Below are 21,453 nucleotides of genomic sequence, written 5' to 3'. Positions count from 1 at the left end.
TCACAGATCGACACAGGATTAGAACGTTCCAATAATTTGGCTGCGTAAGTCGGGAGGACGCTCAGGGATGGCCAGCCGGGCCAAGGCCACGATCTTCGACATTGCCCGCGAAGCTGGCGTGTCCAAATCGACGGTGTCGCTCGTGCTTCAGGGCAGCGGGCTCATCCGGCCTGAAACCGCGGTCAAGGTTCGCAAAGCGATCGAGGATGTCGGCTACGTCTACAACCGCGGCGCCGCCAATCTGCGCAAGGCCCATTCCAACGTCATCGGCATGGTCATCAACGATCTCACCAATCCTTTTTTCGCCGAACTGGCGGTCGGTATGGAGCGGGTCTTCCAATCGGCAGGCATCGTGCCCTTCATCGCCAACACGGCGGAGAATCCGGTGCGCCAGGAAGAAGTGCTGAAGTCGCTGATGGAGCAAGGCGTCGCCGGCCTCATCGTGTCGCCGGCGCGCGGCACGACGCCGGGCGCCTTCCATCGCCTGGAAACGGCGGGCGTCCCGGTCGTCTTTGCCATGCGCCGCCTGCCGGAAAGCCGCATCCCGGTGATCGCGCCCGACAACCATCGCGGCGCCTGGCTGGCGGCCGCCCATCTCATAGGCAAGGGGCATCGCCGGCTGGCCTTTTTCGGCGGCTCATCGGACCTTGTCGTCTACCATGAGCGGCTTGGCGGTTTTCGCGAGGCCTGCGAAGCGCTTGGCATTGCCGCTGCCGACATCACAGTGGTCGAAGGCGAGACCAGCCGCAGGGGCGGCATGGCCTGCCTGGAAACGGCAATGTCTGGGAACGAGCCTCCGACGGCGGCGCTGTGCTTCAACGACGCCGTCGCCTTCGGCGTCATGCTTGCGCTGCGCAAGCGCGGGCTAGAGCCGGGCGCTGATTTCGCCGTCGTCGGCTTCGACGACGTGGTCGAGGCGCAGCATTACATGCCGGCGCTGACCAGCGTCTCGGTGGACACCGCCGGCCTCGGTGAACGCGCCGCCCATGCCATGTTGAAGATGATCCAGTCACGCACCACGCGAGCCGAGGACCACATCGGTGCGGTCAATCTGGTGATCAGGGAAAGCAGCGGTCCGGATCGGCTCGCGGAAACAGGAGATGCTGCATGACCGTCAGATGGGGATTGATCGGCGCGAGCACGATCGCCAAACAGTTCATGATCGACGCTATCCGCGCACAGTCCGATGGCGAGATCGCGGCGGTGATGAGTTCCAACCCTGAACGGGCAACGGCCTACGCCAGGGAAAACAGCATCCCGCTGGCTGTCTCGACACTCGACGGCCTGCTTGAGGGCGGCATCGACGCCGTCTACATCTCGACCACCAATGAGTTGCATCTCGAGCAGGCACTCGCCGCCATCAAGGCGGGGAAGCATGTGCTGTGCGAAAAGCCCCTGGCGCTGACCAGCGCCGATGCCCGCCAGATGATCGCAGCCGCCAACGCGGCCGGCGTCGTCCTCGGAACCAATCACCATCTGCGCAGCGCCGGCGCACACCGCGCCATGCGCGACGCCATTGTCGCCGGGCGCATCGGCAAGCCGATTGCGGCGCGCGTCTTCCACTCCGTTTACCTTCCGGAGAACCTGCAGGGTTGGCGCATCACCAGGCCGGAGGCGGGCGGCGGCGTGGTGCTTGACATCACCGTGCACGATGCCGACACGCTGCGCTTTGTGTTGGGCGACGACCCTGTGGAGATCTCCTGCTTCACGCAATCGGCCGGGATGGCCGGAGCCGGGCTCGAGGACGGCGCCATGTGCGTCTGGCGCTTCAAGACCGGCGTCATTGCCCAGTCGCATGAAGGCTTCACCACAAAATTCGCCGACACCGGATTCGAGGTGCATGGCTCCGAAGGCTCGCTGATCGCCAGGAACGTGATGACGCAAAGGCCTGTCGGCTCGGTGCTCCTGCGCACGGCGGCGGGCGAGGAGGACATTCAGTTCGACCGCGAGGACCTCTATACCCGGTCGTTGCGTCAGTTTCACGCCGCCATTCGTGGCGAAGGGCAGCCCTCGGCCACCGGTGAGGACGGCGTCTGGTCGCTGAGCGCGGCCGAAGCCGCTTTGCAATCGTCGAAATCAGGCCAAGCTGTCGCGATCGACCCGAAACTCGGGAGTGCCAATTGAGCAAGGTCGTCTCCGCAGCATATGCCGCGAGCCTCATCGAGGATGGCATGGTCGTGTCCGTGTCGTCGTCCAGCGGCCTCGGCTGCCCGGACGCGGTATTGGCCGCCATCGGCGAGCGCTTCGACGCGGAAGGTCATCCCAAGAACATCACCACGCTGCACCCGATCGCCGCCGGCGACATGTATGGCATCAAGGGCATAGATCACTTGGCCAAACCCGGCCTTCTGAAGCGGACGCTGTGCGGATCCTATCCGTCGGGCCCCTCTTCGTCCGAGCCGCCGCAGATCTGGAAGATGATCGGCGATAATTCGGTCGCCGCCTACAATGTGCCATCCGGCATCCTGTTCGACATGCACCGCGAGGCGGCCGCCAAACGCCCGGGCGTGCTGACCAAGGTCGGCCTCGACACATTCGCTGACCCGCGGCACCAGGGCTGCGCCATGAACGCGGCTGCCAGCGAGCCCATCGTGTCGGTGCAGCAGTTCGATGGCGAGGAATGGCTCTATTTCCGCTCCATCGTGCCCCAAATCTCGATCATCCGCGCTACCACGGCGGACGAACGTGGCAACCTGACCTACGAGCATGAGGGCGCGTATCTCGGCGGCCTCGAACAGGCGCTGGCGGCCCGCAACAATGGCGGCGTCGTCATTGCGCAGGTCAAGCGCGTCGTCGAGAACGGCACGCTGAAGCCGCATGACGTGCGCGTGCCGGGAGTTCTGGTCGACCACATCGTCGTCGCGCCGGACCAGTTGCAGACGACCTTGACCCCTTACGACCCGGCCATATCAGGTGAAATCTTCCGGCCGCTATCCACCTTCCGCAATGCCGAGATGAACGTGCAGAAGGTCATCGCGCGACGTGTCGCCATGGAGTTGCGCGACGGCATGGCGGTCAATATCGGCTTCGGCATTTCGGCCAATGTCCCGCGCATCCTTCTCGAGGAAGGCCAGCATGGCAAGGTCACCTGGGTGATCGAACAGGGCGCTGTCGGCGGTGTGCCATTGCTCGACTTCAAATTCGGTTGCGCGTCCAACGCCGAGGCGATCATGCCCTCGCCGCACCAGTTCATCTATTTCCAGGCCGGCGGCTTCGATGCGTCGCTCCTGTCCTTCCTGCAGATCGACCGTCACGGCTCGGTCAACGTCTCGAAGCTCTCTGCCAGACCGCATGTCACCGCCGGCGCCGGCGGCTTCGTCGACATCACTGCACGGGCAAGGAAGATCGTCTTCTCCGGCTTCTTCAATGCCGGCGCGAAACTTTCTCTCGCTGATGGCGGCATTCGCATCGACGCCGAAGGTAAGGTCAAGAAGGTGATCGACGAGGTCGAGCATATCTCCTTCTCCGGCAAGCGGGCCGTCGCGCAGGGGCAGGACATCACCTATGTCACCGAACGTTGCGTGATGAAGCTGACGCCGGATGGGTTGGTGGTGACGGAACTCGCGCCGGGCATCGACCTGGAGCGCGATGTGCTGGCGCAGGCTGGAACGCCACTCTCCGTCGCCAGGGATTTGAAGACCACACCGCAAGCCCTCTACCACGACGCCCCGATCGGCCTGTCGTTGAATGGTGGCGCCTCACTTGGAGGCACGCATGGCTGAACGCCTCGTTACGTTTGAGCAGGACGATGCCATCGGCATCATCACCTTGCGTCGCCCGGACAAGTTCAACGCGCTGGACATCCCGATGCTGCGCGCGCTGGAGACGGCGCTCGACGAAGCGGAGATGGCCGGGGGCGTGCGCGTCGTCTTGCTTTGCGGCGAAGGCAAGGGCTTCTGCGCCGGCGGCGATGTCGAGGCCTGGGCGCAGATGAACGCCGCCGACTTCCAGGTGCAATGGGTGCGCTACGGCCACCGTGTGTTCGATCGGCTGGCGCGTTTGCGGCAGCCGACCATTGCGGTCCTGTCCGGTCATGCGCTGGGCGGCGGTCTGGAACTGGCGGTCGCTTGCGATTTCCGCGTCGCGGAAACGCAAATCAAGCTCGGCTTCCCCGAAACCTCGATCGGCGTCGTGCCCGGCTGGTCCGGCACCCAGCGCGCCGTGCGCCGCTTCGGCGCGCAGACCGTGCGCCGCATGGCGCTCGGCGGCGAGGCATTTCTGGCGACCGAAGCACTTGCTCTGGGTGTAGTCGACAGGGTGACCGAGACCGGCAATGGGCTGGCCGAAGCCAAGGCCTGGGCCGAAAGGATCGCCGCCCGCGGCCCGCTGGCGACGGAGGCAGCCAAGCTGATGATCGCGGTCGCCGAAGGCGAGGAGAGTGCTGCCGCGACGGAAGCGCTGGCCAGCAGCTTCATCGCGCTTACCGGCGACCTCAAGGCTGGCGTGAGCGCCTTTAAGGCCAAGCAGAAACCAGCATTTTCGAGAAGCTAGAGAAACAGTCCTGATGAACGCGCCCCTGAATATCGCCATGCCCGCCGAGGCATCCGCAGCGCCGAGACTCTATCGGCTGCTGATCGACGGCCAGCATGTCGAGGCCCGCGACGGCCGCACGCTGGAGCGCAAGAGCCCCGGCCACGGCTTTACCGTCTCGCACTATGCCCAGGCGGGCGAGGCCGAGGTGGAAGCGGCGGTGCAGGCGGCGCACAAGGCGTTCGAGACCGGCCCATGGTCGCGCATGAAAGCGTCTGAGCGGGCCGCGATCCTGCTCAAGGCGGCCGACCTGATAGAGGCGCGGCTGGAAGAGATCGCAAGGCTGGACGCCCTGGAATCCGGCAAGCCGATTGCCCAGGCGCGCGGTGAGATCGGCGGCGCCGTCGACATCTGGCGTTATGCCGCTTCGCTCGCCCGCACCCTCCATGGCGAGAGCTACGCCAATCTTGGCGACGCCATGCTGGGCGTCGTGCTGCGCGAGCCGATCGGCGTCGTCTCGATCATCACGCCGTGGAATTTCCCGTTCCTGATCGTCAGCCAGAAACTGCCTTTCGCGCTCGCCGCCGGCTGCACGGCCGTGGTCAAGCCGAGCGAGATGACCTCCGCCTCGACCTTCGTGCTCGGCGACATCCTCATGCAGGCCGGCCTGCCTGCGGGCGTCGTCAACATCCTCGCTGGTCTTGGCGCCGATGTCGGGGCGCCGATGGTCAGCCATCCGCTGGTCGAGATGATCTCGTTCACCGGCTCCACCCGCGTCGGCAAGCTGACCATGGCGGCGGCGGCGCAATCGCTGAAGAAGGTCTCGATGGAACTGGGCGGCAAGAACGGCCAGATCGTCTTTCCCGACGCCGACCTCGAAGCAGCCGCCGACGCGGCGGTGTTCGGCGGCTTCTTCAATGCCGGCGAATGCTGTAACGCCGGCAGCCGGCTGATCGTGCATGAGGCGATCGCCGATGATTTCCTTGCTGCGGTCAGCGAACTGACCGCCAGGGTCACGGTTGGCGACCCGCTGGATGACTACACCAAGGTCGGGGCCATGATCTCGGCCGACCATTTGGACAAGGTGACCGGGTATGTCACGGCGGCCGCCAGTGCCGGCGGCAGAGTCTACAGCGGCGGCGGACGGCTGGCCTCGAATGCCGGCCAGTATCTCGACCCCACCATCCTTCGCGGCATCACCGGCGACATGGCCGTCGCGCGCGAAGAAGTGTTCGGCCCGGTGCTATCCGTGCTGACTTTTGAATCGATTGAAAAGGCGTTGCACATCGCCAATGACACGCCTTATGGTTTGTCTGCCGGCGTTTGGAGCGCGAGCATCGACACCTGCATGTCGGTGGCGCGGGGAGTGCGTTCGGGGACAGTCTGGGTAAACACATTCATGGAAGGTTATCCCGAACTGCCTTTCGGAGGCTACAAGCAGTCCGGCCTTGGGCGCGAACTCGGCAAGCGCGCCGTCGAGGATTATACCGAGGAAAAGACAATCCAGTTTCATCGCGGCCAACGCACCGGATGGTGGGTCGGCTGAGTTGGGAAGAACCCGGTGGGCTCCACCGGTCGTTTAATGCAACAAGGGAGGTAGTACATGTTGCGCAAACTGCTTATCGGAACGGCTCTCGCATCCGGCCTGGCTTTCGCGGCCCACGCCGAGGACGTCAAGGAAGTGCAGATGCTGCATTGGTGGACGTCGGGCGGCGAAGCGGCTGCTCTCAACGTCCTCAAGGGTGACCTGGCCAAGGAAGGCTACGCCTGGAAGGACGTGCCGGTGGCCGGCGGCGGCGGCGACGCCGCCATGACCGCGCTGAAGGCCATGGTCGCGGCCGGCAATTATCCGACTGCCTCACAGATGCTCGGCTACACCGTGCTCGACTACGCGGCTGCCGGCGTCATGGGCGACTTGACCGAGACGGCCAAGAAGGAAGGCTGGGACAAGTCGGTTCCGGCGGCCCTCCAGAAGTTCTCGGTCTATGACGGCAAGTGGGTCGCGGCCCCGGTCAACGTCCACTCGGTCAACTGGCTGTGGATCAACAAGGCGGTGATGGACAAGATCGGCGGCACCGAGCCGAAGACCTTCGACGACTTCGTTGCCCTGCTCGACAAGGCCAAGGCGGCCGGCGTGACCCCGCTCGCGCTCGGTGGCCAGAACTGGCAGGAAGCGACGATGTTCGATTCCGTCGTGCTGTCGACCGGCGGGCCCGACTTCTACAAGAAGGCCATGAACGACCTCGACGAGGAATCGCTGAAGTCGGACACGATGAAGAAGTCGTTCGACAATCTCGCCAAGCTGGTCACCTATGTCGATCCGAACTTCTCGGGTCGTGACTGGAACCTTGCCACCGCAATGGTCATCAAGGGCGACGCCCTGGTGCAGGTCATGGGCGATTGGGCGAAGGGCGAATTCCACGCCGCCAACAAGGCTCCGGGCACCGACTTCCTGTGCTACCGCTTCCCCGGCACCGACGGCTCGGTGATCTACAACTCCGATATGTTCGGCATGTTCAACGTTCCGGAAGACCGCAAGGCCGCCCAGATCGCACTTGCCACCGCCACCCTGTCGAAGAGCTTCCAGTCGGCCTTCAACGTCGTCAAGGGGTCGGTCCCGGCCCGCACCGACGTTCCGGATACCGATTTCGATGCTTGCGGCAAGAAGGGCATCGCCGACCTGAAGGCGGCCAATGACGGCGGCAAGCTGTTCGGCTCGCTGGCGCAGGGCTATGGCGCGCCTCCGGCGGTCGCCAATGCGTACAAGGATGTCGTGTCGAAGTTCGTCCACGGTCAGATCAAGACCTCGGACGAAGCCGTGACCGAACTGGTCAAGGCAATCGACGACGCGAAGTAAGCGCCGTACGAAACACCTTCCCCGCCCCGGCGGGGAAGGCTGTCGTTCTTGCCTGGGCTTCCCGGCTCCGAGGCAATGCAGCGTTGAAACGAACGGTCGGCCTCTCTGGCGTCGATCGACAACCCGTCCGCGCGGCGTTGTCCTTGCCGGCTGACGGCGGGGACCTGACGGCCCGTAACGGGAGGAACTCATGAGCTCGGTAGCGACGACACAGATAAAGCTGACCCCGGAGCGCACCCGGCCGCGGGTCTCCGTGCGATCGCGCCTGCAGGACGCCCTGCCGAAGCTTGTCCTGGCGCCGAGTTTCGCCATAACAATCGTTTTCGTCTATGGTTTCATCCTGTGGACGGTCTACCTGTCCTTCACCAACTCCAAGACCTTCCCGTCCTACGTCATCACCGGCTCGCGCGCCTACCAGAGGCTGTGGAGGTGGACCTTCGACACCGACCCGCCTTCGAGCTGGTACACGTCCATCACCAATATGGGCATATTCGGCTTTCTCTACATCTTCATCTGTCTGGCTCTCGGCCTGTTCCTGGCCATACTGCTCGACCAGAAGATCCGCGGCGAAGGCGCTTTGCGCCCCATCTACCTCTACCCGATGGCACTGTCCTTCATCGTCACCGGCGTGGCCTGGAAATGGTTCCTCGATCCCGGCCTCGGCCTCGAGCAGACCCTGCATCAATGGGGGTGGACGAGCTTCCATTTCGACTGGATCAAGAACAAGGACTTCGTCATCTACACCGTCGTCATTGCCGGCGTCTGGCAGGCCTCCGGCTTCATCATGGCGATGTTCCTAGCCGGCCTGCGCGGGATCGATGGCGAGATCATGAAGGCGGCGCAAATTGACGGCGCCACCACCTTCCAGCTCTATCGCCGCATCGTCATTCCGCTGCTGCGGCCGATCTTCCTGTCGGCCTTCATCGTGCTCGCCCATCTCGCCATCAAATCGTATGACCTTGTCGTGGCGCTGACCAGCGGCGGGCCCGGCGGCTCGGCCTGGCTGCCGTCCAACTTCATGTATGAATACACGTTCAAGCGCAACGAAATGGCCGTCGGCTCGGCCAGCGCCGTGATCATGCTGATGACCATCGTCGCCATCATCGTCCCCTATCTCTATTCGGAACTGCGGGAGAAGCCGCGATGAGCGCCGTTGCCACTTCAACCCGCCAGGCCCCCGGCGGCATGAACGTCAAGCTTGCCAACCGCATCGTCATCTACGGGCTGCTGGCGCTGTTCGCGGTCTTTTACCTGATGCCGCTATTCGTCATGCTGGTCACCTCCTTCAAGACCATGGACGAGATCCAGAACGGCAACATGCTGGCCCTGCCTCGGGCACCGACCTTCGAGCCATGGCTCAAGGCATGGGGCGAAACCTGCGTCGGTCTCACCTGCGCAGGCATCAAGGGCTATTTCTGGAACTCCATAAAGATGGTCGTCCCGGCCGTCCTGATCTCCACCATGCTCGGCGCGCTCAACGGCTACGTGCTGACCAAATGGCGTTTTCGCGGCGCCACACTGGTGTTCGGCCTGATGCTGTTTGCCTGCTTCATCCCCTTCCAGTCTGTGCTGCTGCCGATGGCGACCATACTGGGAAGTCTCGGCCGCTTCGGCGTGACGCTGCAGAACACGTTCGGCACGAGCTTCGGCCTCGGCAACCCGACGGTCAACCTCGTCTTCGTCCATGTCGTCTACGGCATCGGCTTCACCACCCTGTTCTTCCGCAATTATTACGAGGCCTTCCCGACCGAGCTGGTCAAGGCAGCCCAGGTCGACGGCGCCTCTTTCTTTCAGATCTTCCGCCGCATTATGCTGCCGAACTCGTTGCCGATCATCGTCGTCACCGTCATCTATCAGTTCACCAACATCTGGAACGACTTCCTGTTCGCCTCCGCCTATGCCGGCACCGGCGACGCGATGCCGATGACCGTGGCGCTCAACAACGTCGTCAACACCTCGACCGGCGTCGTCGAATACAACGTCAACATGGCGGCCGCGATGATCGCCGCCCTCCCCACCCTGCTCGTCTATGTGCTCGCCGGCCGCTACTTCGTGCGCGGTCTCATGGCTGGCGCCGTCAAAGGATAATTCGATGGCTTTTCTTGAAATCGATGGTCTGCGCAAGCGCTTCGGCCAGGTGGAGATCCTGAAAGGAATCGACCTCGACCTCGAAAAAGGCGGCTTCCTTGTGCTGGTCGGTCCGTCCGGCTGCGGCAAGTCCACGTTGCTCAATACCATCGCCGGATTGGAAACCATCACCGCCGGCGAAATCCGCGTCGACGGCCGCACCATCAACGATCTGCATCCCTCCAAGCGCGACATCGCCATGGTGTTCCAGAGCTACGCGCTCTATCCGAACATGACGGTCGCCGGGAACATCTCCTTCGGCATGGAGATGCGCGGCGTGCCGGCAGCGGAGCGGCAAAAGGCCATCGACAAGGTGGCGAAAGTGCTGCAGATCGGCCATCTCCTGCAGCGCAAGCCGAGCCAGCTTTCCGGCGGCCAGCGCCAGCGCGTCGCCATGGGCCGGGCGCTGGTACGCGACCCCAAGCTGTTCCTGTTCGACGAGCCGCTGTCCAATCTCGACGCCAAGCTGCGTGTCGACATGCGCATCGAGATCAAGCGCCTCCATGCCACGACCGGCACCACCATCGTCTACGTCACCCACGACCAGATCGAGGCCATGACCCTTGCAACCAAGATCGCCGTCATGCGTGACGGCGAGGTACAGCAGTTCGGCACCCCGGCCGAGATCTACAACAACCCCAGTAACCTCTTCGTCGCCGATTTCATGGGTTCGCCGGCGATGAACCTGATACCGGCGACGATCGGGGCCGAGGGCAACGCGCTGTCCGTCGTGCTGCAGCGCGAGGCGCGCGAGCCGATCTCGTTGCCGATGGCCAACGCGCCGGCGGGTCTTTCGGCATTCCAGGGCAAGCCGATCATCTTCGGCGTGCGGCCCGAGGCGCTGACCGATCCGGAAGGCGCCGAGCGCAACGCCTCCAACATCGCCACCGCCGACTGCCACATCGAAGTGGTGGAACCGGCGGGCTCGGACACTTTCGCCGTCACCAATCTGGGCGGCAAGGGCGTGGTGGCGCGTCTGCGCGCCGACGCCAACATCCAGCCCGGCACGAACACTCCGCTCGCCTTCAATTTGACCAAGGCGGTGTTCTTCGATCCGGCGACCGAAACCCGCATCCGCTAACCATGACAAATCCCGACATCGTCATCATCGGCTCGGGCGTCGGCGGCGCCACGATTGCGTCGGGCCTTGCCGGCAGCGGCGCCTCGATCCTGATCCTGGAGCGCGGCGAACCTTTGCCGGCGACACCGCATGCGCGCGACACCCGCTCCATTTTCGTTCACGGGCATTACCGGCCGAAGGAGATGTGGCGCGAGGCAGGCGGGGCGGCCTTCAATCCCGGCAACTACTACTATGTCGGCGGCAATTCGAAATTCTACGGCGCGGTTCTGATCCGCTACCGCAAGGAAGATTTCTCCGAGATGGAGCATTTCGGCGGTGTCTCTCCCGCCTGGCCGTTTTCCTATGACGAGTTCGAGCCCTGGTATTCGAAGGCGGAGCAATTGTTTCGCGTGCGCGGCGCATTGGGCGAGGATCCTACCGAACCCTTCCATTCGATCCCCTACGCCTTCAAGCCGGTGCCCGACGAGGCGCCGATCGCGCGCGCCCGCGCCGAGCTCAAGGCGCTCGGCCTCCATCCGGCGTCGCTGCCGCTCGGTGTCGACATCGACACCTGGCTGACGGAGGGCAAGACCGGCTGGGACGCTTTCCCCAACACCGGCCAGGGCAAGGTGGACGCCCAGACGGGGCCGCTGACGGCCGCGCTGAAGGACAGCAACATCCAGCTGGAGACCGGCTGCCATGTCGAGTATCTGGAAGCGGCACCCGACGGCAGGACCATCGCTGCTGTCCACTACCGGCAAAATGGCGAACTCAAGAAATTGTCGCCGAAGCTGGTCATCCTTGCCGCCGGCGCCGTCAATTCCGCCGTCATCCTGATGCGTTCGCCGTCAGTCGATGGCAAGGGCCTCGCCAACCGCTCCGACCAGGTCGGCCGCAATTTCATGAACCACAATTCAAGCGCCATGCTGGCGATCGATCCGCGCCGCCGCAACAATTCCGTCTACCAGAAAACGCTTATGGTGAACGACTATTACCTGTCGGACGGCAAGGGCGGCAAGCCGCTCGGCAACGTCCAGCTGCTCGGCAAGATCGACGGCAACATGCTGCAGGCCAACGTCAAGCGAATGCCGCGGTTCGCACTCGATTTCATGGCCGGCCATGCCGTCGACTGGTACCTGATGTGCGAGGACCTGCCCGACCCCGAAAGCCGTATCATGGTCGACGGCAAGGACATCGTCATGCAGTGGCGGCGTTCCAACATGCAGTCGCTCGACGGGCTGACCAAGGTGATGCGCGAGAATTTCCGCGCCTGCGGTTACCCCATCGTCCTGTCGCGCCCATTCGACAAGCGCACGCCGTCGCACCAGTGCGGCACCGTCAGGATGGGCAACGATCCCGCCACCGCGCCGCTCGATCCCTTCTGCCGCGCCTTCGATCACCGCAACCTGTTCGTCGTCGACGGCAGTTTCCTGCCAACCTCTGCAGCGGTCAATCCGGCACTGTCGATCGCGGCACAAGCGCTGCGCGTCGCCGACCACATCCGCAGGGTGGAGCTGGTTGCATGACCCGCCCCACCGCCATCGTCACCGGCGGCGCGCGTGGCATTGGCCTCGCCTGTGCCCAGGCGCTGGCGGAAGCCGGTTTCGACATTCTGGTCGCCGACCTTGCCGAAGACGCTCCGCGCGAACTCGCCGCTGACCTCACAGCGCGCGGCGCGAACTTCGCCTATGTCCGGTGCGACATAGCCGATCTCTCGGTTCACGCAACGCTCGTCGACGCGGCCATGCGCGCCTTCGGCCGCATAGACTGCCTTGTCAACAATGCCGGCGTGGGCGCTGCCGTTCGCGGCGACCTGCTGGAGCTGCAGCCCGAAAATTTCGACCGCATCCTGGGCATCAATCTGCGCGGCACGGTCTTCCTCAGCCAGGCCGTCGCCAAGGCTATGCTGGCCACGCCCGGCGATCACGCTCGATCGATCATCACCATCACCTCAGTCAGCGCCGACATGGCCTCGCCGGAACGCTCCGACTACTGCGTCTCGAAGGCCGGGCTTTCCATGTGGGTGAAGAACCTGGCGCTCAGGCTTGCCGACGAGAATATCGGTGTCTTCGAGGTGCGGCCCGGCATCATCCGCACCGACATGACCGCCGGCGTGGCCGCCAGATACGATGGGCTGATCGATGGCGGGCTGGTGCCGGCCAGGCGCTGGGGCGAGGCGTCCGACATCGGCGCGGTGGTGGCCACGCTTGCCGGCGGCAAGCTCGGCTTCTCGACCGGCTCGGTCATCAATGTCGACGGCGCGCTGTCCGTGCCGCGATTGTAAATGGATGGGCTCATGACGGACTATATAATCGTGGGCGCCGGCCCGGCCGGATGCGTTCTGGCCAATCGGCTGAGCGAGGATCCCGGCACTTCGGTTCTCCTTCTTGAAGCCGGGGGCAAGGACCGGCACCCCTATATCCATATGCCGGCCGGGTTCGCCAAGATGACCAAGGGCATCGCGTCCTGGGGTTGGTCGACCGTGCCGCAGAAGCATATGAAGGACCGCGTCTTCTGGTACACGCAGGCCAAGGTGGTCGGCGGCGGCTCCTCGATCAACGCCCAGATCTACACACGCGGCAATGCCCGCGACTATGATGCCTGGGAGAAGGAAGAAGGCCTGGCGGGCTGGGGCTATCGCGACGTGCTGCCCTATTTCAAGCGCGCCGAAAACAACCAGCGCTACGCCAACGACTTTCATGGTGACGAGGGGCCGCTCGGCGTCTCCAACCCGATCGCACCGCTGCCGATCTGCGAGGCCTATTTCCGCGCCGGCCAGGAGATGGGCATTCCCTTCAATCCGGATTTCAACGGCGCCAGGCAGGAAGGCGTCGGCTACTATCAACTGACCCAGAAGGATGCCCGCCGCTCCTCCGCCTCGGTCGCCTATCTGAAGCCCATCCGCGCGCGCAAGAACCTCACCGTCAGGGCCGACATCTTGGTGACCCGCATCGTCATCGAGAAAGGTCGCGCCATCGGTGTCGAGATCGTCGACAGGCCGGGCGGGCAGAAGACAATCCTGCGCGCCGAGCGCGAGGTGATCGTCTCGTCCGGCGCCATCGGATCGCCGAAACTCTTGATGCAATCGGGCATCGGCCCGGCCGATCATCTGAAATCCGTCGGCGTGACGCCGCTGCACGACTTGCCCGGCGTCGGCTCCAACCTGCAGGATCATCTCGATCTGTTCGTTATAGCCGAATGCACCGGCGACCACACCTATGACAGCTACGCCAAGCTGCACCGCACGGCTTGGGCCGGCCTGCAATATCTACTGCTGAAGAAGGGGCCGGTCGCCTCCAGCCTGTTCGAGACCGGCGGCTTCTGGTACGCCGACCCGACCGCCGCCTCGCCCGACATCCAGTTCCATCTCGGTCTTGGCTCGGGGATCGAGGCTGGGGTCGAGAAGCTGAACAATCCGGGCGTCACCTTGAACTCGGCCTTCCTGCGCCCGCGCTCGCGCGGCACGGTGCGGCTGAAGAGCGGCGATCCGGCCGACCATCCTCTGATCGACCCGAACTACTGGTCTGATCCCTACGATCGCGACATGTCTCTCAAGGGGCTGCGGCTGGCGCGGGAGATCATGCGCCAGAAGGCGCTTGCGCCGTATGTGCTGCGCGAAGTGCTGCCGGGCCCGTCCCTCGCCAGCGACGAAGAGCTGATCGCCTACGCCTGCCGCAGTTCCAAAACCGACCACCATCCGGTCGGCACCTGTCGCATGGGCCATGACGACATGGCCGTGGTGACGCCGGACCTGCGCCTGCGCGGAATCGAGGGCCTGCGCGTCTGCGACGCATCGGTGATGCCGCGCGTCCCCTCCTCCAACACCAATGCGCCGACCATCATGGTTGGCGAAAAGGGCGCCGACCTCATCCTCGGCCGCGAGCCGCTGCCGCCGGCGGTGTTTTCCGGCAATCGGGCAGCCTAAACTGGAAGGAACACCCCATGATCAGGCACTGTGTCTTCGTCAAATTCCGCGCCGATGTCGCAGCTAAAGAACGCGAGGCGATCCACGCCGACCTGGAAGCGTTGCGACAGGTGATCGACGGCATGGACACGGTGCTGTTCAGCGCCAATGTCAGCCCGGAGCCTTTCGCGCGCGGTTTTAGCCATGGCTTCACCGTCGATTTCCGCGATGCGACCGCCCGCGACGCCTATCTCGTGCATGAGGCGCACAAGCGGGCCGGCGCGCGGTTGGTCGCAGCCCTCGAGGGCGGCACGGATGGACTGATGGTCGTCGATCTCGACCTTACGAAAAAGTGACCGCTTCTCTCTCGAAAGCCGGCTAAGCCGCTGTTTTCTTTTGCCGGACGGACGACATATCGCTGACTTGGAGATGCAAAGAGTGTGGCTTAACCCATCCTGAGCGCGAACACCCCGGCGACGATGCTGAGTGCGGCGACGCCGCGCCAGCCCGTCATCTTCTCGCCAAGCGCGTAGACCGAGATCAGCATCGCGAACAGGATAGAGGTCTCCCGCAAGGAGGCGACGGAGGCGATCGGCGCCTTGGTCATCGCCCACATGACGATCCAATAGGCCGCGCCGCTGAGCACGCCGGTGAACAACCCGGTCTTCCAGTCGCGCGCCAGGACGGGAAACGCCTTCGGCCCGCGAAATATCAGGCACAAGACCAGCGCCCCGAACGCATCGCAGATGAACAGCCAGGCGGCATAGCTTTGTGCTGACGCCGCCAGCCGTGCGCCGCTGCCGTCGGACAGCGTGTAGCTGGCGATGAAGATCGAGGTGCCGAGCGCGAAGCCGACCGCCCGCAGATTGAGCTTTTCCAGATGCGCACCGCCGCGAAACGACATCACCAACGTGCCCGCCGACAACAGAACGATGCCGAGAATTGCGAATGGTCCCGGGATTTCCGAAACCAGGAGGATGCCGCCAAGCGCGGCCAGCAGCGGCGCGGTGCCGCGCGCCAGCGGGTAGGTTTGGGCGAAATCACCGGCCTTGTAGGCGCCGATCAGGAAGGTCCGGTAGCCCATATGGAAGAAGACGGACGCGATGATGTAGGGCCACACCTCGGCCTTTGGCACTTCGACGAAGGGCAGCACCACAAGCGCTGCGGTGCCCATGCCGAACGTCATCAGCGTGATCGACAGGAAGCGGTCGAGATGGACCTTGACCAAAGCGTTCCAGATCGCATGCATGGCGGCGGCGGAAAGCACCGCGAAGAAAACGAACAAGGTCATTTCTGGCTCATCCGCCGTGCTGCATGGGGAGTGGCGTCTCGAGGTCGATATCGACCCGCAATGGGAAATGGTCGGAAGCGATTTCGCCGATATCGGCTCCGACCGAGCGCACGCGCCCCGCAAACATGCCGCCGACGAAGCAATGGTCGAGCCGGCGCTTTGCAAGCCTGCCGTCGATCGTCTTCACATGCGTATGGAAATCGGTGGTCGCCTCGCTGGCGACGGCGGCCGCATCGACGAAGCCGTCGATATAGGCCGCTCCCCGATGATAGGGCGTACTGCCGGAGATGCGAAGATATTCCGCGCTGCCCGGTTCCATGTTGAAGTCGCCCATCCAGATTGCCGCCAGCGGATTTTCCGGCTCCGCTTCGCCGCTGGTCCAGTTACGCGACGGTTCGTCGTCGATGCCGCTCCAGGGCCCGCCGTCGGACGGCGCCCGGCGATGTTCGCCAAGCAGATAATCGATCTGCTCCAGCCGTTCCTCGGCCGCGATATGGGCGAGATGCAGCGACAGTACTCGCACCGGGCCGGCCGGGGTGCGGATCATGCACTCCAGCGCGGCGTTGCGGGTGTTGAGGGGCCGCAGCGTGCGCCGCATCGGCAGGGCGTGCAGCCGCGACCACACGATCGGCAGCCTGGACAGGAGCATGGTGCCGAACTGCCGACGGCGGTTCACGACATGGCCGTCCCGCCTTTCGCTGGCGTCCATGTCGAAGGCCGGTCCGTAGACCCAATGATAGTCCGGCAGCAGACGGGAAAGCAGTTCAGGCTGGTCGTCGAAATTGCTGCGCTGCCAGTTACGTTCGACCTCTTGCAAGGCTATGATGTCGGCTCCGGCCACGACACCGGCGGCGCGCGAAAGATCGTAGCGACCATCGCCGCCAAACCCGTACTGGATGTTGTAGCTGATCAGCTTCATTGCTTACCCGGCTCACTTTTGAGGATGGCAGTAGCGGCTCGGCGGGTCGGTTGCAATGTGTGGACGACGCCCGCCCTTGGGCCAGAGCATGTTCGGGCGGCGGCCGGATCACGTCGTCAGCGGCTGGAAGCGTCCAGGTGGCGAAACCGCGAGTTCGGTCCAGTCCAGTTCCTCCTCGAGGCGATGATAGGCCTCATCGCCGATCGTGCCGTTGCGGCGCAATTCCTCCAGCGCGTCACGCTGGCTCTTGATCGCATAGAGACGCAGCCGGTCGAATTCCGTTACCGCCTTTGCATCGCCCGGATTCTCCGCGATCGCACGCTGGGCGGCATATTGCTCGCGCACCACCGCCGCGGCACTCGACGTCTTGCCGCTCAATATATCGAGCGCTGCTTCGGCGACCACCACACCGGCCTGTGCAACCTCTCTGTCGACCGTTCCATCAAGCCCGAGTTCGAGGATACCCAGCAGCGGCCTCAGGGTCATGCCCTGCAGCACCAGGGTTCCAAGGACAACCGTGAACGCCGCGAGCACAATCGGATCCCGCCCGGGGAAATCAGCGGGCAGGGCGAACGCGGCCGCCAGCGTCACCAGGCCGCGCATGCCGCACCAGCCGACCAGGATGCCGCCGCGAACTGTCGGGGCTCCCGCGCGTCGCTCGCCGCTGCCGAAACGCGCAAGTCCTCTGATGACCGCGCCGTAGCCGAGCACCCAGACGAGACGCGAAACGATGACGACCGCCAGCACGGCGGCGGCGAACAGGAACGCCTGGGCCTGCCCATCACCGGCGAGCCGCTCGAAGATCGAACGCGCCTGCAGGCCCATCAGCACGAAGGCGAGCACGTTGAGCACGAAGACCACGGTTTCCCAGACGGAATAGGAGCTGACGCGCTTCCTTGCCGACATGCGGCGCGGCGCCGTGCGCGCTATGGTCATGGCATAGACGACGATGGTAATGATGGCGGAAAGCCCGAGCCTGTCGGCCAGGATCCAGACGCCGAAAGTGCCCGCGAACTGCACCACCGTGCCGCTCGCCGCGTCGTCGATTCGCACAAGCACGGCGAGAGACAGCCGGCCGAGCACATAGCCGGCGGCAAGACTTCCAACCGTGGACAGGACAATGACGGGCGCGGCGCTGCTCAACAGCACGGGGCCAAGGGCCGCAGCGACGGCGATGCGGTAGATCAGCAGTGCGGTCGCATCATTGAGCAGGCTTTCGCCTTGCAGGATGGCGGTGATGCGGTAGGGGACCTTGAATTGTCCGAGCACGGCCGACGCGGCGACAGCATCGGGCGGGGCGACGATGGCCCCGAGCGCTACCGCAGCGGCGATAGGCAGGCCGGCTAGCTTCCAGCCGACGAAAGCCACCGTCGCCGTCGTGAAGACAACCGCGCCGAGCGCCAGCATGACAAGCGATACCCTGTAGCGATTGAGGTCGCGCAGCGACGTGTCATAGGCGGCGTCGAGAAGCACCGGCGCAATGAACAGGGCAAGCACGAGTTCCGGATCGATCTCGATCTTAGGCACGCCGGGCAGGAAGGCGATCCCGGCGCCCGCCAGTGCCAGCAAGGACGGATAGGGTACTTGAACGCGCCGAGACAATGCCGTCAGCGCAACGGCGACCAGAAGCAGGATAAGCGTCAGTTCAAAGAGAGCCATGCCTCATCGTAGCGGCGAAACAAGACGATTGGCAGAGACAAAGTCACGCCCTGGCCCGATGTAAATCTCCTGCACGATTCCTATGGCCAGTTTCACGTCCAACCCTATCCGGCTTAACGCGAAGCTTGTTTCAGGCGGACGCCGCCTGCCTGAGATGGCTGCTAGGGCGCGCGGTTGCAAGCAGTTCGTCTTCCCGGGTGCACCCGCCCTGAAACAGGGCAATCAACCTGATCGCCATTGCCTCGGCTGCAGGCGAGCCCGGCAGGCAGCTGCTTTCAGCGCAAAGCTGGTCGAACACCCGCTTCAAGACTTCAAGGTCAGTGGGATAAAGTCCTGATGCGCAGCTATTCATTGCCGCAGCTCTGATCCAGGGATCGAATGCGTTGGCCTGTCCCTGGCAGCGCAGCCCCGTTCAACGACGAATTTCTCGCGCTGCATTCGCACAGCTATCAGCAGGTTTGCCCCGGTTGGTTGCGGAATCCCTTGGCGGATGGCGGCGAGTACGGCCAGTGCCAGGGCAGCCGGGTCGATCTCGTGCTGGAGCACTTCGTACTCGGCGACAACCTGATCAAAGACATTGCGGCAAATCGTCAGATCGCCGGGTGCCAGGCCGCAGGTATTCAAAAATCTTGCGTTCATGCCAACCCCGCTGGACTGGGTGAGCCCGTCAATCGGGTATCATTCCCTCAAGATTCCCGCGTTGGAACAACAAAGGATACATCATATGAGATATCTGAGCGGCTTTGGTAAGAAGTAGACATTTCTCGGAGGTGCCATGGCGATCTATTATTTCGACATCGACGACAACGGATCCGTCTTCCCGGACGAAGTTGGAACGGAATGCACCGGTCTGGACGTGAAACGCGAAGCCATCTCGGCGCTCGTCGGAATGATCGGGGAAAGCCTTCCGGACGGCGACCACCACAGACTTGAAATCAAGGTGCGCAACGACAGCGGGAACGTGGTCTTGCGGCTGGCGCTGAACTTTGACGTCGAGTCGGACGATCTTTCGGATATGCACCGCACCCAGCGATACTCCTGACTGTCCGAAATCATTCATGATCGTATCATTTCGCTCCTGAATGTTGGTTTCATACCAAATCACATTTGTGGTCTGGTAACTGTTAGTCACATCCATCGTTTGAATAGTCGGGGCCTCAAACGCTGGGAGTGGTCGTGCTCTCGCCCTTTGGGAGCATGCATGGTTGCGAAGGGCGCACGACCAAGAAACAGGCTGTTGGAAGCGCTCTCGCGCGAAGATTTCAAACTTTTCGAACCGCATCTGGATGAGGTGTTCCTGGAGTTGCGCGCGCGCCTCGAAACGGCTGGCGGTCCCATTGAATCCGTCTATTTCCCCGTGAGCGGCCTTGCTTCGATGGTGGCCAACAAAGGCCCCAATCTCGACGCCGAGGTTGGAATAATCGGGCATGAAGGCATGACGGGCTCCGCACTCGTCATGGGGGACGATCGCGCCATCCATGATTGTTATATCCAGATGACGTGCGAAGCATTTCGGGTTGATGCGGAGACATTTGTCTCAGCCCTCCGGCGAAGCAAGACCTTACGGCCCTTCCTCCTCCGCTACGTCCATGCGTTTCACATCCAGACAAGCTACACCGCCCTGGTGAACGCACGATCGAAGACGGACGAGCGTTTGGCGCGATGGTTGCTGATGTGCGACGACCGGGTGGTGGGCAATCGCTTGTTTATTACTCATGATTTTCTTGCCGTCATGCTGGGCGTCAGGCGGCCGGGCGTCACCGTTGCAATTCAATTGCTCGAATCGGATGGCCTGATCCAATCTCGGCGTGGCCAGATCATCATTCGCGACCGTGCGGGGCTAATCGAGCTGGCCAACGGTTCCTATGGTGTTCCCGAGGCCGAATACGAGCGCCTGGTATTGGCCCCTGCCCATGCTTCCTGATTGGGCTGGCAGAGAGGTCTCGAAGAACTCTCACATCATCCCCTACGGGTCGGTGCCCCTGACCACCTGAAGACGGCACCGCTGCTTGATAGAGAGCTCGCCTTCAGCTTGGGGTCGTGGAGTGCTCCGCGCTTCAGTGTGCGGCCGTCCGTGAGTTCAGCCAACCATAGCAACCTAAGTATATCCGGCAGTGCCGCCGGCTGCCTCCGGCCAAACCTGGCGCGCTTGCCCGCCTTGGCAACATTGCCGCCCCTCCGCGGCAATCGATGGAACAAGGTTTTCGGTGGCAGATTAGGAAAATGTCGTTCCCCTGGGAGCGCATCGACAACGGGGAGGAGGCAAGGATATGGCAACCGAGATTCAAGCGCGTCGACTTAAGATGCTCATCGAGCAATATGTCGAGGTGAGGAAGAAGAGGCATGACGTCGTGTCGCTCAGCCAAGCCGAGAGGGCCATTCTTTCGGTCCTCCGCGACTGCCCCGTGTCGGGCAGAGAGCTCGACGACATGATCGCGGCCAGTGCTCTGGCACATGGCCTCGGCGTCGCCTTCGATACCACCGCCTGAACCACAAGGTAGCACGCCGACATGGCCGCCGACCCCACCCTACGCGACGATCCGATTGGCGCCAACGCAGTGCACATCTGCGTCGATATGCAGGCAATGTTCCGCGAGGCGTCGCCATGGTCGATGCCTTGGATGGACAGGGTGTTGCCTCGGATCGTTGACCTGTGCAGCGCACACCCCTCGGAGCTGGTGTTCACACGGTTCATCCCGGCCCGCCGCCCGGGAGACGGCCAAGGCACATGGAAACGCTATTACGAGCGGTGGGCCGACATGACGCTGGAACACCTTGGACCGGAGCAGGTCGACCTCGTGCCGGAACTCCGAAGGTTTGCGCCGCCTGCGCCGGTCATCGACAAGCCGGTTTATTCACCCTGGCTCGGGACGAACCTGCATGAACATTTGGCGCAACGGCATTGCGATACGCTGATTGTGACCGGCGGCGAAACCGACATGTGCGTGCTCTCCACCGTGCTGGGCGCGGCCGACTACGGGCTGCGCACAATCGTTGTTCAGGATGCGTTGTGCAGCGCCTCGGATACGGCCCATGATGCCATGATCGAACTGTTCAGTGAACGCTACGGCCAGCACATCGAAACGACGGTGGTTGACCAATTGCTGGAGCGCTGGACAGCGCCGTAAGTCGCAGGCGACATACAGGCCGCGGTGATCCGGCCTGA

The 21,453-nt window shown here is 63.5% G+C and carries 21 protein-coding genes; 17 read left to right on the top strand and 4 right to left on the bottom strand.

The window, feature by feature from the left end:
• The first annotated feature begins 67 nt into the window (after positions 1–67).
• The 13 genes from LB513_RS17355 to LB513_RS17295 all read left to right on the top strand — a co-directional run bounded on the left by LB513_RS17355 (position 68) and on the right by LB513_RS17295 (position 14,774).
• Complete coding sequence (locus LB513_RS17355) at positions 68–1,111, top strand: LacI family DNA-binding transcriptional regulator (protein ID WP_224664727.1); 1,044 nt, start codon at positions 68–70, stop codon at positions 1,109–1,111.
• A complete protein-coding gene (locus LB513_RS17350; protein ID WP_224664726.1) occupies positions 1,108–2,124 on the top strand; it encodes a Gfo/Idh/MocA family protein in 1,017 nt (338 codons plus the stop codon). Before LB513_RS17355 ends, LB513_RS17350 begins: the two co-directional genes overlap by 4 nt.
• Positions 2,121–3,722, top strand: coding sequence for an acyl CoA:acetate/3-ketoacid CoA transferase (locus LB513_RS17345; protein ID WP_224664725.1), 1,602 nt, complete (start codon positions 2,121–2,123; stop codon positions 3,720–3,722). The genes LB513_RS17350 and LB513_RS17345 overlap by 4 nt, the downstream gene beginning before the upstream one ends.
• Positions 3,715–4,491, top strand: a complete 777-nt coding sequence (locus tag LB513_RS17340; RefSeq protein WP_224664724.1) for an enoyl-CoA hydratase/isomerase family protein — start codon at positions 3,715–3,717, stop codon at positions 4,489–4,491. The genes LB513_RS17345 and LB513_RS17340 overlap by 8 nt, the downstream gene beginning before the upstream one ends.
• A gap of 13 nt (positions 4,492–4,504) precedes the next feature.
• Positions 4,505–6,016, top strand: coding sequence for an aldehyde dehydrogenase family protein (locus LB513_RS17335; RefSeq protein ID WP_224664723.1), 1,512 nt, complete (start codon positions 4,505–4,507; stop codon positions 6,014–6,016).
• A 57-nt stretch (positions 6,017–6,073) separates the two neighbouring features.
• Complete coding sequence (locus tag LB513_RS17330; RefSeq protein ID WP_224664722.1) at positions 6,074–7,327, top strand: ABC transporter substrate-binding protein; 1,254 nt, start codon at positions 6,074–6,076, stop codon at positions 7,325–7,327.
• A 190-nt stretch (positions 7,328–7,517) separates the two neighbouring features.
• Positions 7,518–8,474, top strand: coding sequence for a carbohydrate ABC transporter permease (locus LB513_RS17325; protein ID WP_224664721.1), 957 nt, complete (start codon positions 7,518–7,520; stop codon positions 8,472–8,474).
• Entirely contained in the window at positions 8,471–9,415 is a 945-nt protein-coding gene (locus LB513_RS17320) for a carbohydrate ABC transporter permease (RefSeq protein WP_224664720.1), read from the top strand. The genes LB513_RS17325 and LB513_RS17320 overlap by 4 nt, the downstream gene beginning before the upstream one ends.
• A gap of 4 nt (positions 9,416–9,419) precedes the next feature.
• Positions 9,420–10,535 (top strand): ABC transporter ATP-binding protein, encoded by a 1,116-nt coding sequence (locus LB513_RS17315; RefSeq protein WP_224664719.1) that lies wholly within the window; start codon positions 9,420–9,422, stop codon positions 10,533–10,535.
• A 2-nt stretch (positions 10,536–10,537) separates the two neighbouring features.
• On the top strand, positions 10,538–12,040 hold the full coding sequence (locus LB513_RS17310) for an FAD-dependent oxidoreductase (protein ID WP_224664718.1): 1,503 nt from the start codon (positions 10,538–10,540) through the stop codon (positions 12,038–12,040).
• On the top strand, positions 12,037–12,798 hold the full coding sequence (locus tag LB513_RS17305; RefSeq protein WP_224664717.1) for a 3-ketoacyl-ACP reductase: 762 nt from the start codon (positions 12,037–12,039) through the stop codon (positions 12,796–12,798). Before LB513_RS17310 ends, LB513_RS17305 begins: the two co-directional genes overlap by 4 nt.
• 12 nt (positions 12,799–12,810) lie before the next feature.
• The gene (locus LB513_RS17300; RefSeq protein ID WP_224664716.1) at positions 12,811–14,439 is read left to right on the top strand and encodes a GMC family oxidoreductase; all 1,629 of its coding nucleotides are present in this window, start codon (positions 12,811–12,813) and stop codon (positions 14,437–14,439) included.
• Positions 14,440–14,456: 17 nt separating this feature from the next.
• The gene (locus LB513_RS17295) at positions 14,457–14,774 is read left to right on the top strand and encodes a Dabb family protein (RefSeq protein WP_224664715.1); all 318 of its coding nucleotides are present in this window, start codon (positions 14,457–14,459) and stop codon (positions 14,772–14,774) included.
• Positions 14,775–14,863: 89 nt separating this feature from the next.
• On the opposite strand, the gene LB513_RS17290 is transcribed toward LB513_RS17295, so the two are convergent.
• From LB513_RS17290 to LB513_RS17275, 4 genes are all read right to left on the bottom strand, one after another.
• Positions 14,864–15,709, bottom strand: a complete 846-nt coding sequence (locus LB513_RS17290; RefSeq protein WP_224664714.1) for an EamA family transporter — start codon at positions 15,707–15,709, stop codon at positions 14,864–14,866.
• 7 nt (positions 15,710–15,716) lie between these two features.
• On the bottom strand, positions 15,717–16,628 hold the full coding sequence (locus LB513_RS17285; RefSeq protein ID WP_224664713.1) for an endonuclease/exonuclease/phosphatase family protein: 912 nt from the start codon (positions 16,626–16,628) through the stop codon (positions 15,717–15,719).
• A gap of 108 nt (positions 16,629–16,736) precedes the next feature.
• Positions 16,737–18,287: a cation:proton antiporter gene (locus LB513_RS17280; protein WP_224664712.1), complete on the bottom strand. Its 1,551-nt coding sequence runs from the start codon at positions 18,285–18,287 to the stop codon at positions 16,737–16,739.
• 348 nt (positions 18,288–18,635) lie between these two features.
• Positions 18,636–18,926, bottom strand: a complete 291-nt coding sequence (locus LB513_RS17275; RefSeq protein WP_224664711.1) for a hypothetical protein — start codon at positions 18,924–18,926, stop codon at positions 18,636–18,638.
• 136 nt (positions 18,927–19,062) lie between these two features.
• On the opposite strand from LB513_RS17275, the gene LB513_RS17270 reads away from it, so the two are divergent.
• From LB513_RS17270 to LB513_RS17255, 4 genes are all read left to right on the top strand, one after another.
• Positions 19,063–19,329 carry a DUF6894 family protein gene (locus LB513_RS17270; protein WP_224664710.1) on the top strand — a complete coding sequence of 89 codons (267 nt, stop codon included), beginning with the start codon at positions 19,063–19,065 and terminating at the stop codon, positions 19,327–19,329.
• 159 nt (positions 19,330–19,488) lie between these two features.
• Positions 19,489–20,211 carry a Crp/Fnr family transcriptional regulator gene (locus LB513_RS17265; protein ID WP_224664709.1) on the top strand — a complete coding sequence of 241 codons (723 nt, stop codon included), beginning with the start codon at positions 19,489–19,491 and terminating at the stop codon, positions 20,209–20,211.
• Positions 20,212–20,557: 346 nt separating this feature from the next.
• The gene (locus tag LB513_RS17260) at positions 20,558–20,776 is read left to right on the top strand and encodes a hypothetical protein (protein WP_224664708.1); all 219 of its coding nucleotides are present in this window, start codon (positions 20,558–20,560) and stop codon (positions 20,774–20,776) included.
• A gap of 21 nt (positions 20,777–20,797) precedes the next feature.
• Complete coding sequence (locus tag LB513_RS17255; RefSeq protein WP_224664707.1) at positions 20,798–21,415, top strand: cysteine hydrolase family protein; 618 nt, start codon at positions 20,798–20,800, stop codon at positions 21,413–21,415.
• The last annotated feature ends 38 nt before the right edge of the window (positions 21,416–21,453 follow it).

Origin of the sequence: Mesorhizobium sp. ES1-1, from assembly GCF_020164785.1 — a bacterium.
GTDB lineage: Bacteria > Pseudomonadota > Alphaproteobacteria > Rhizobiales > Rhizobiaceae > Mesorhizobium.
Note: the sequence above shows the minus strand (reverse complement) of the source record. Positions and strands in the feature narration are given on the sequence as shown.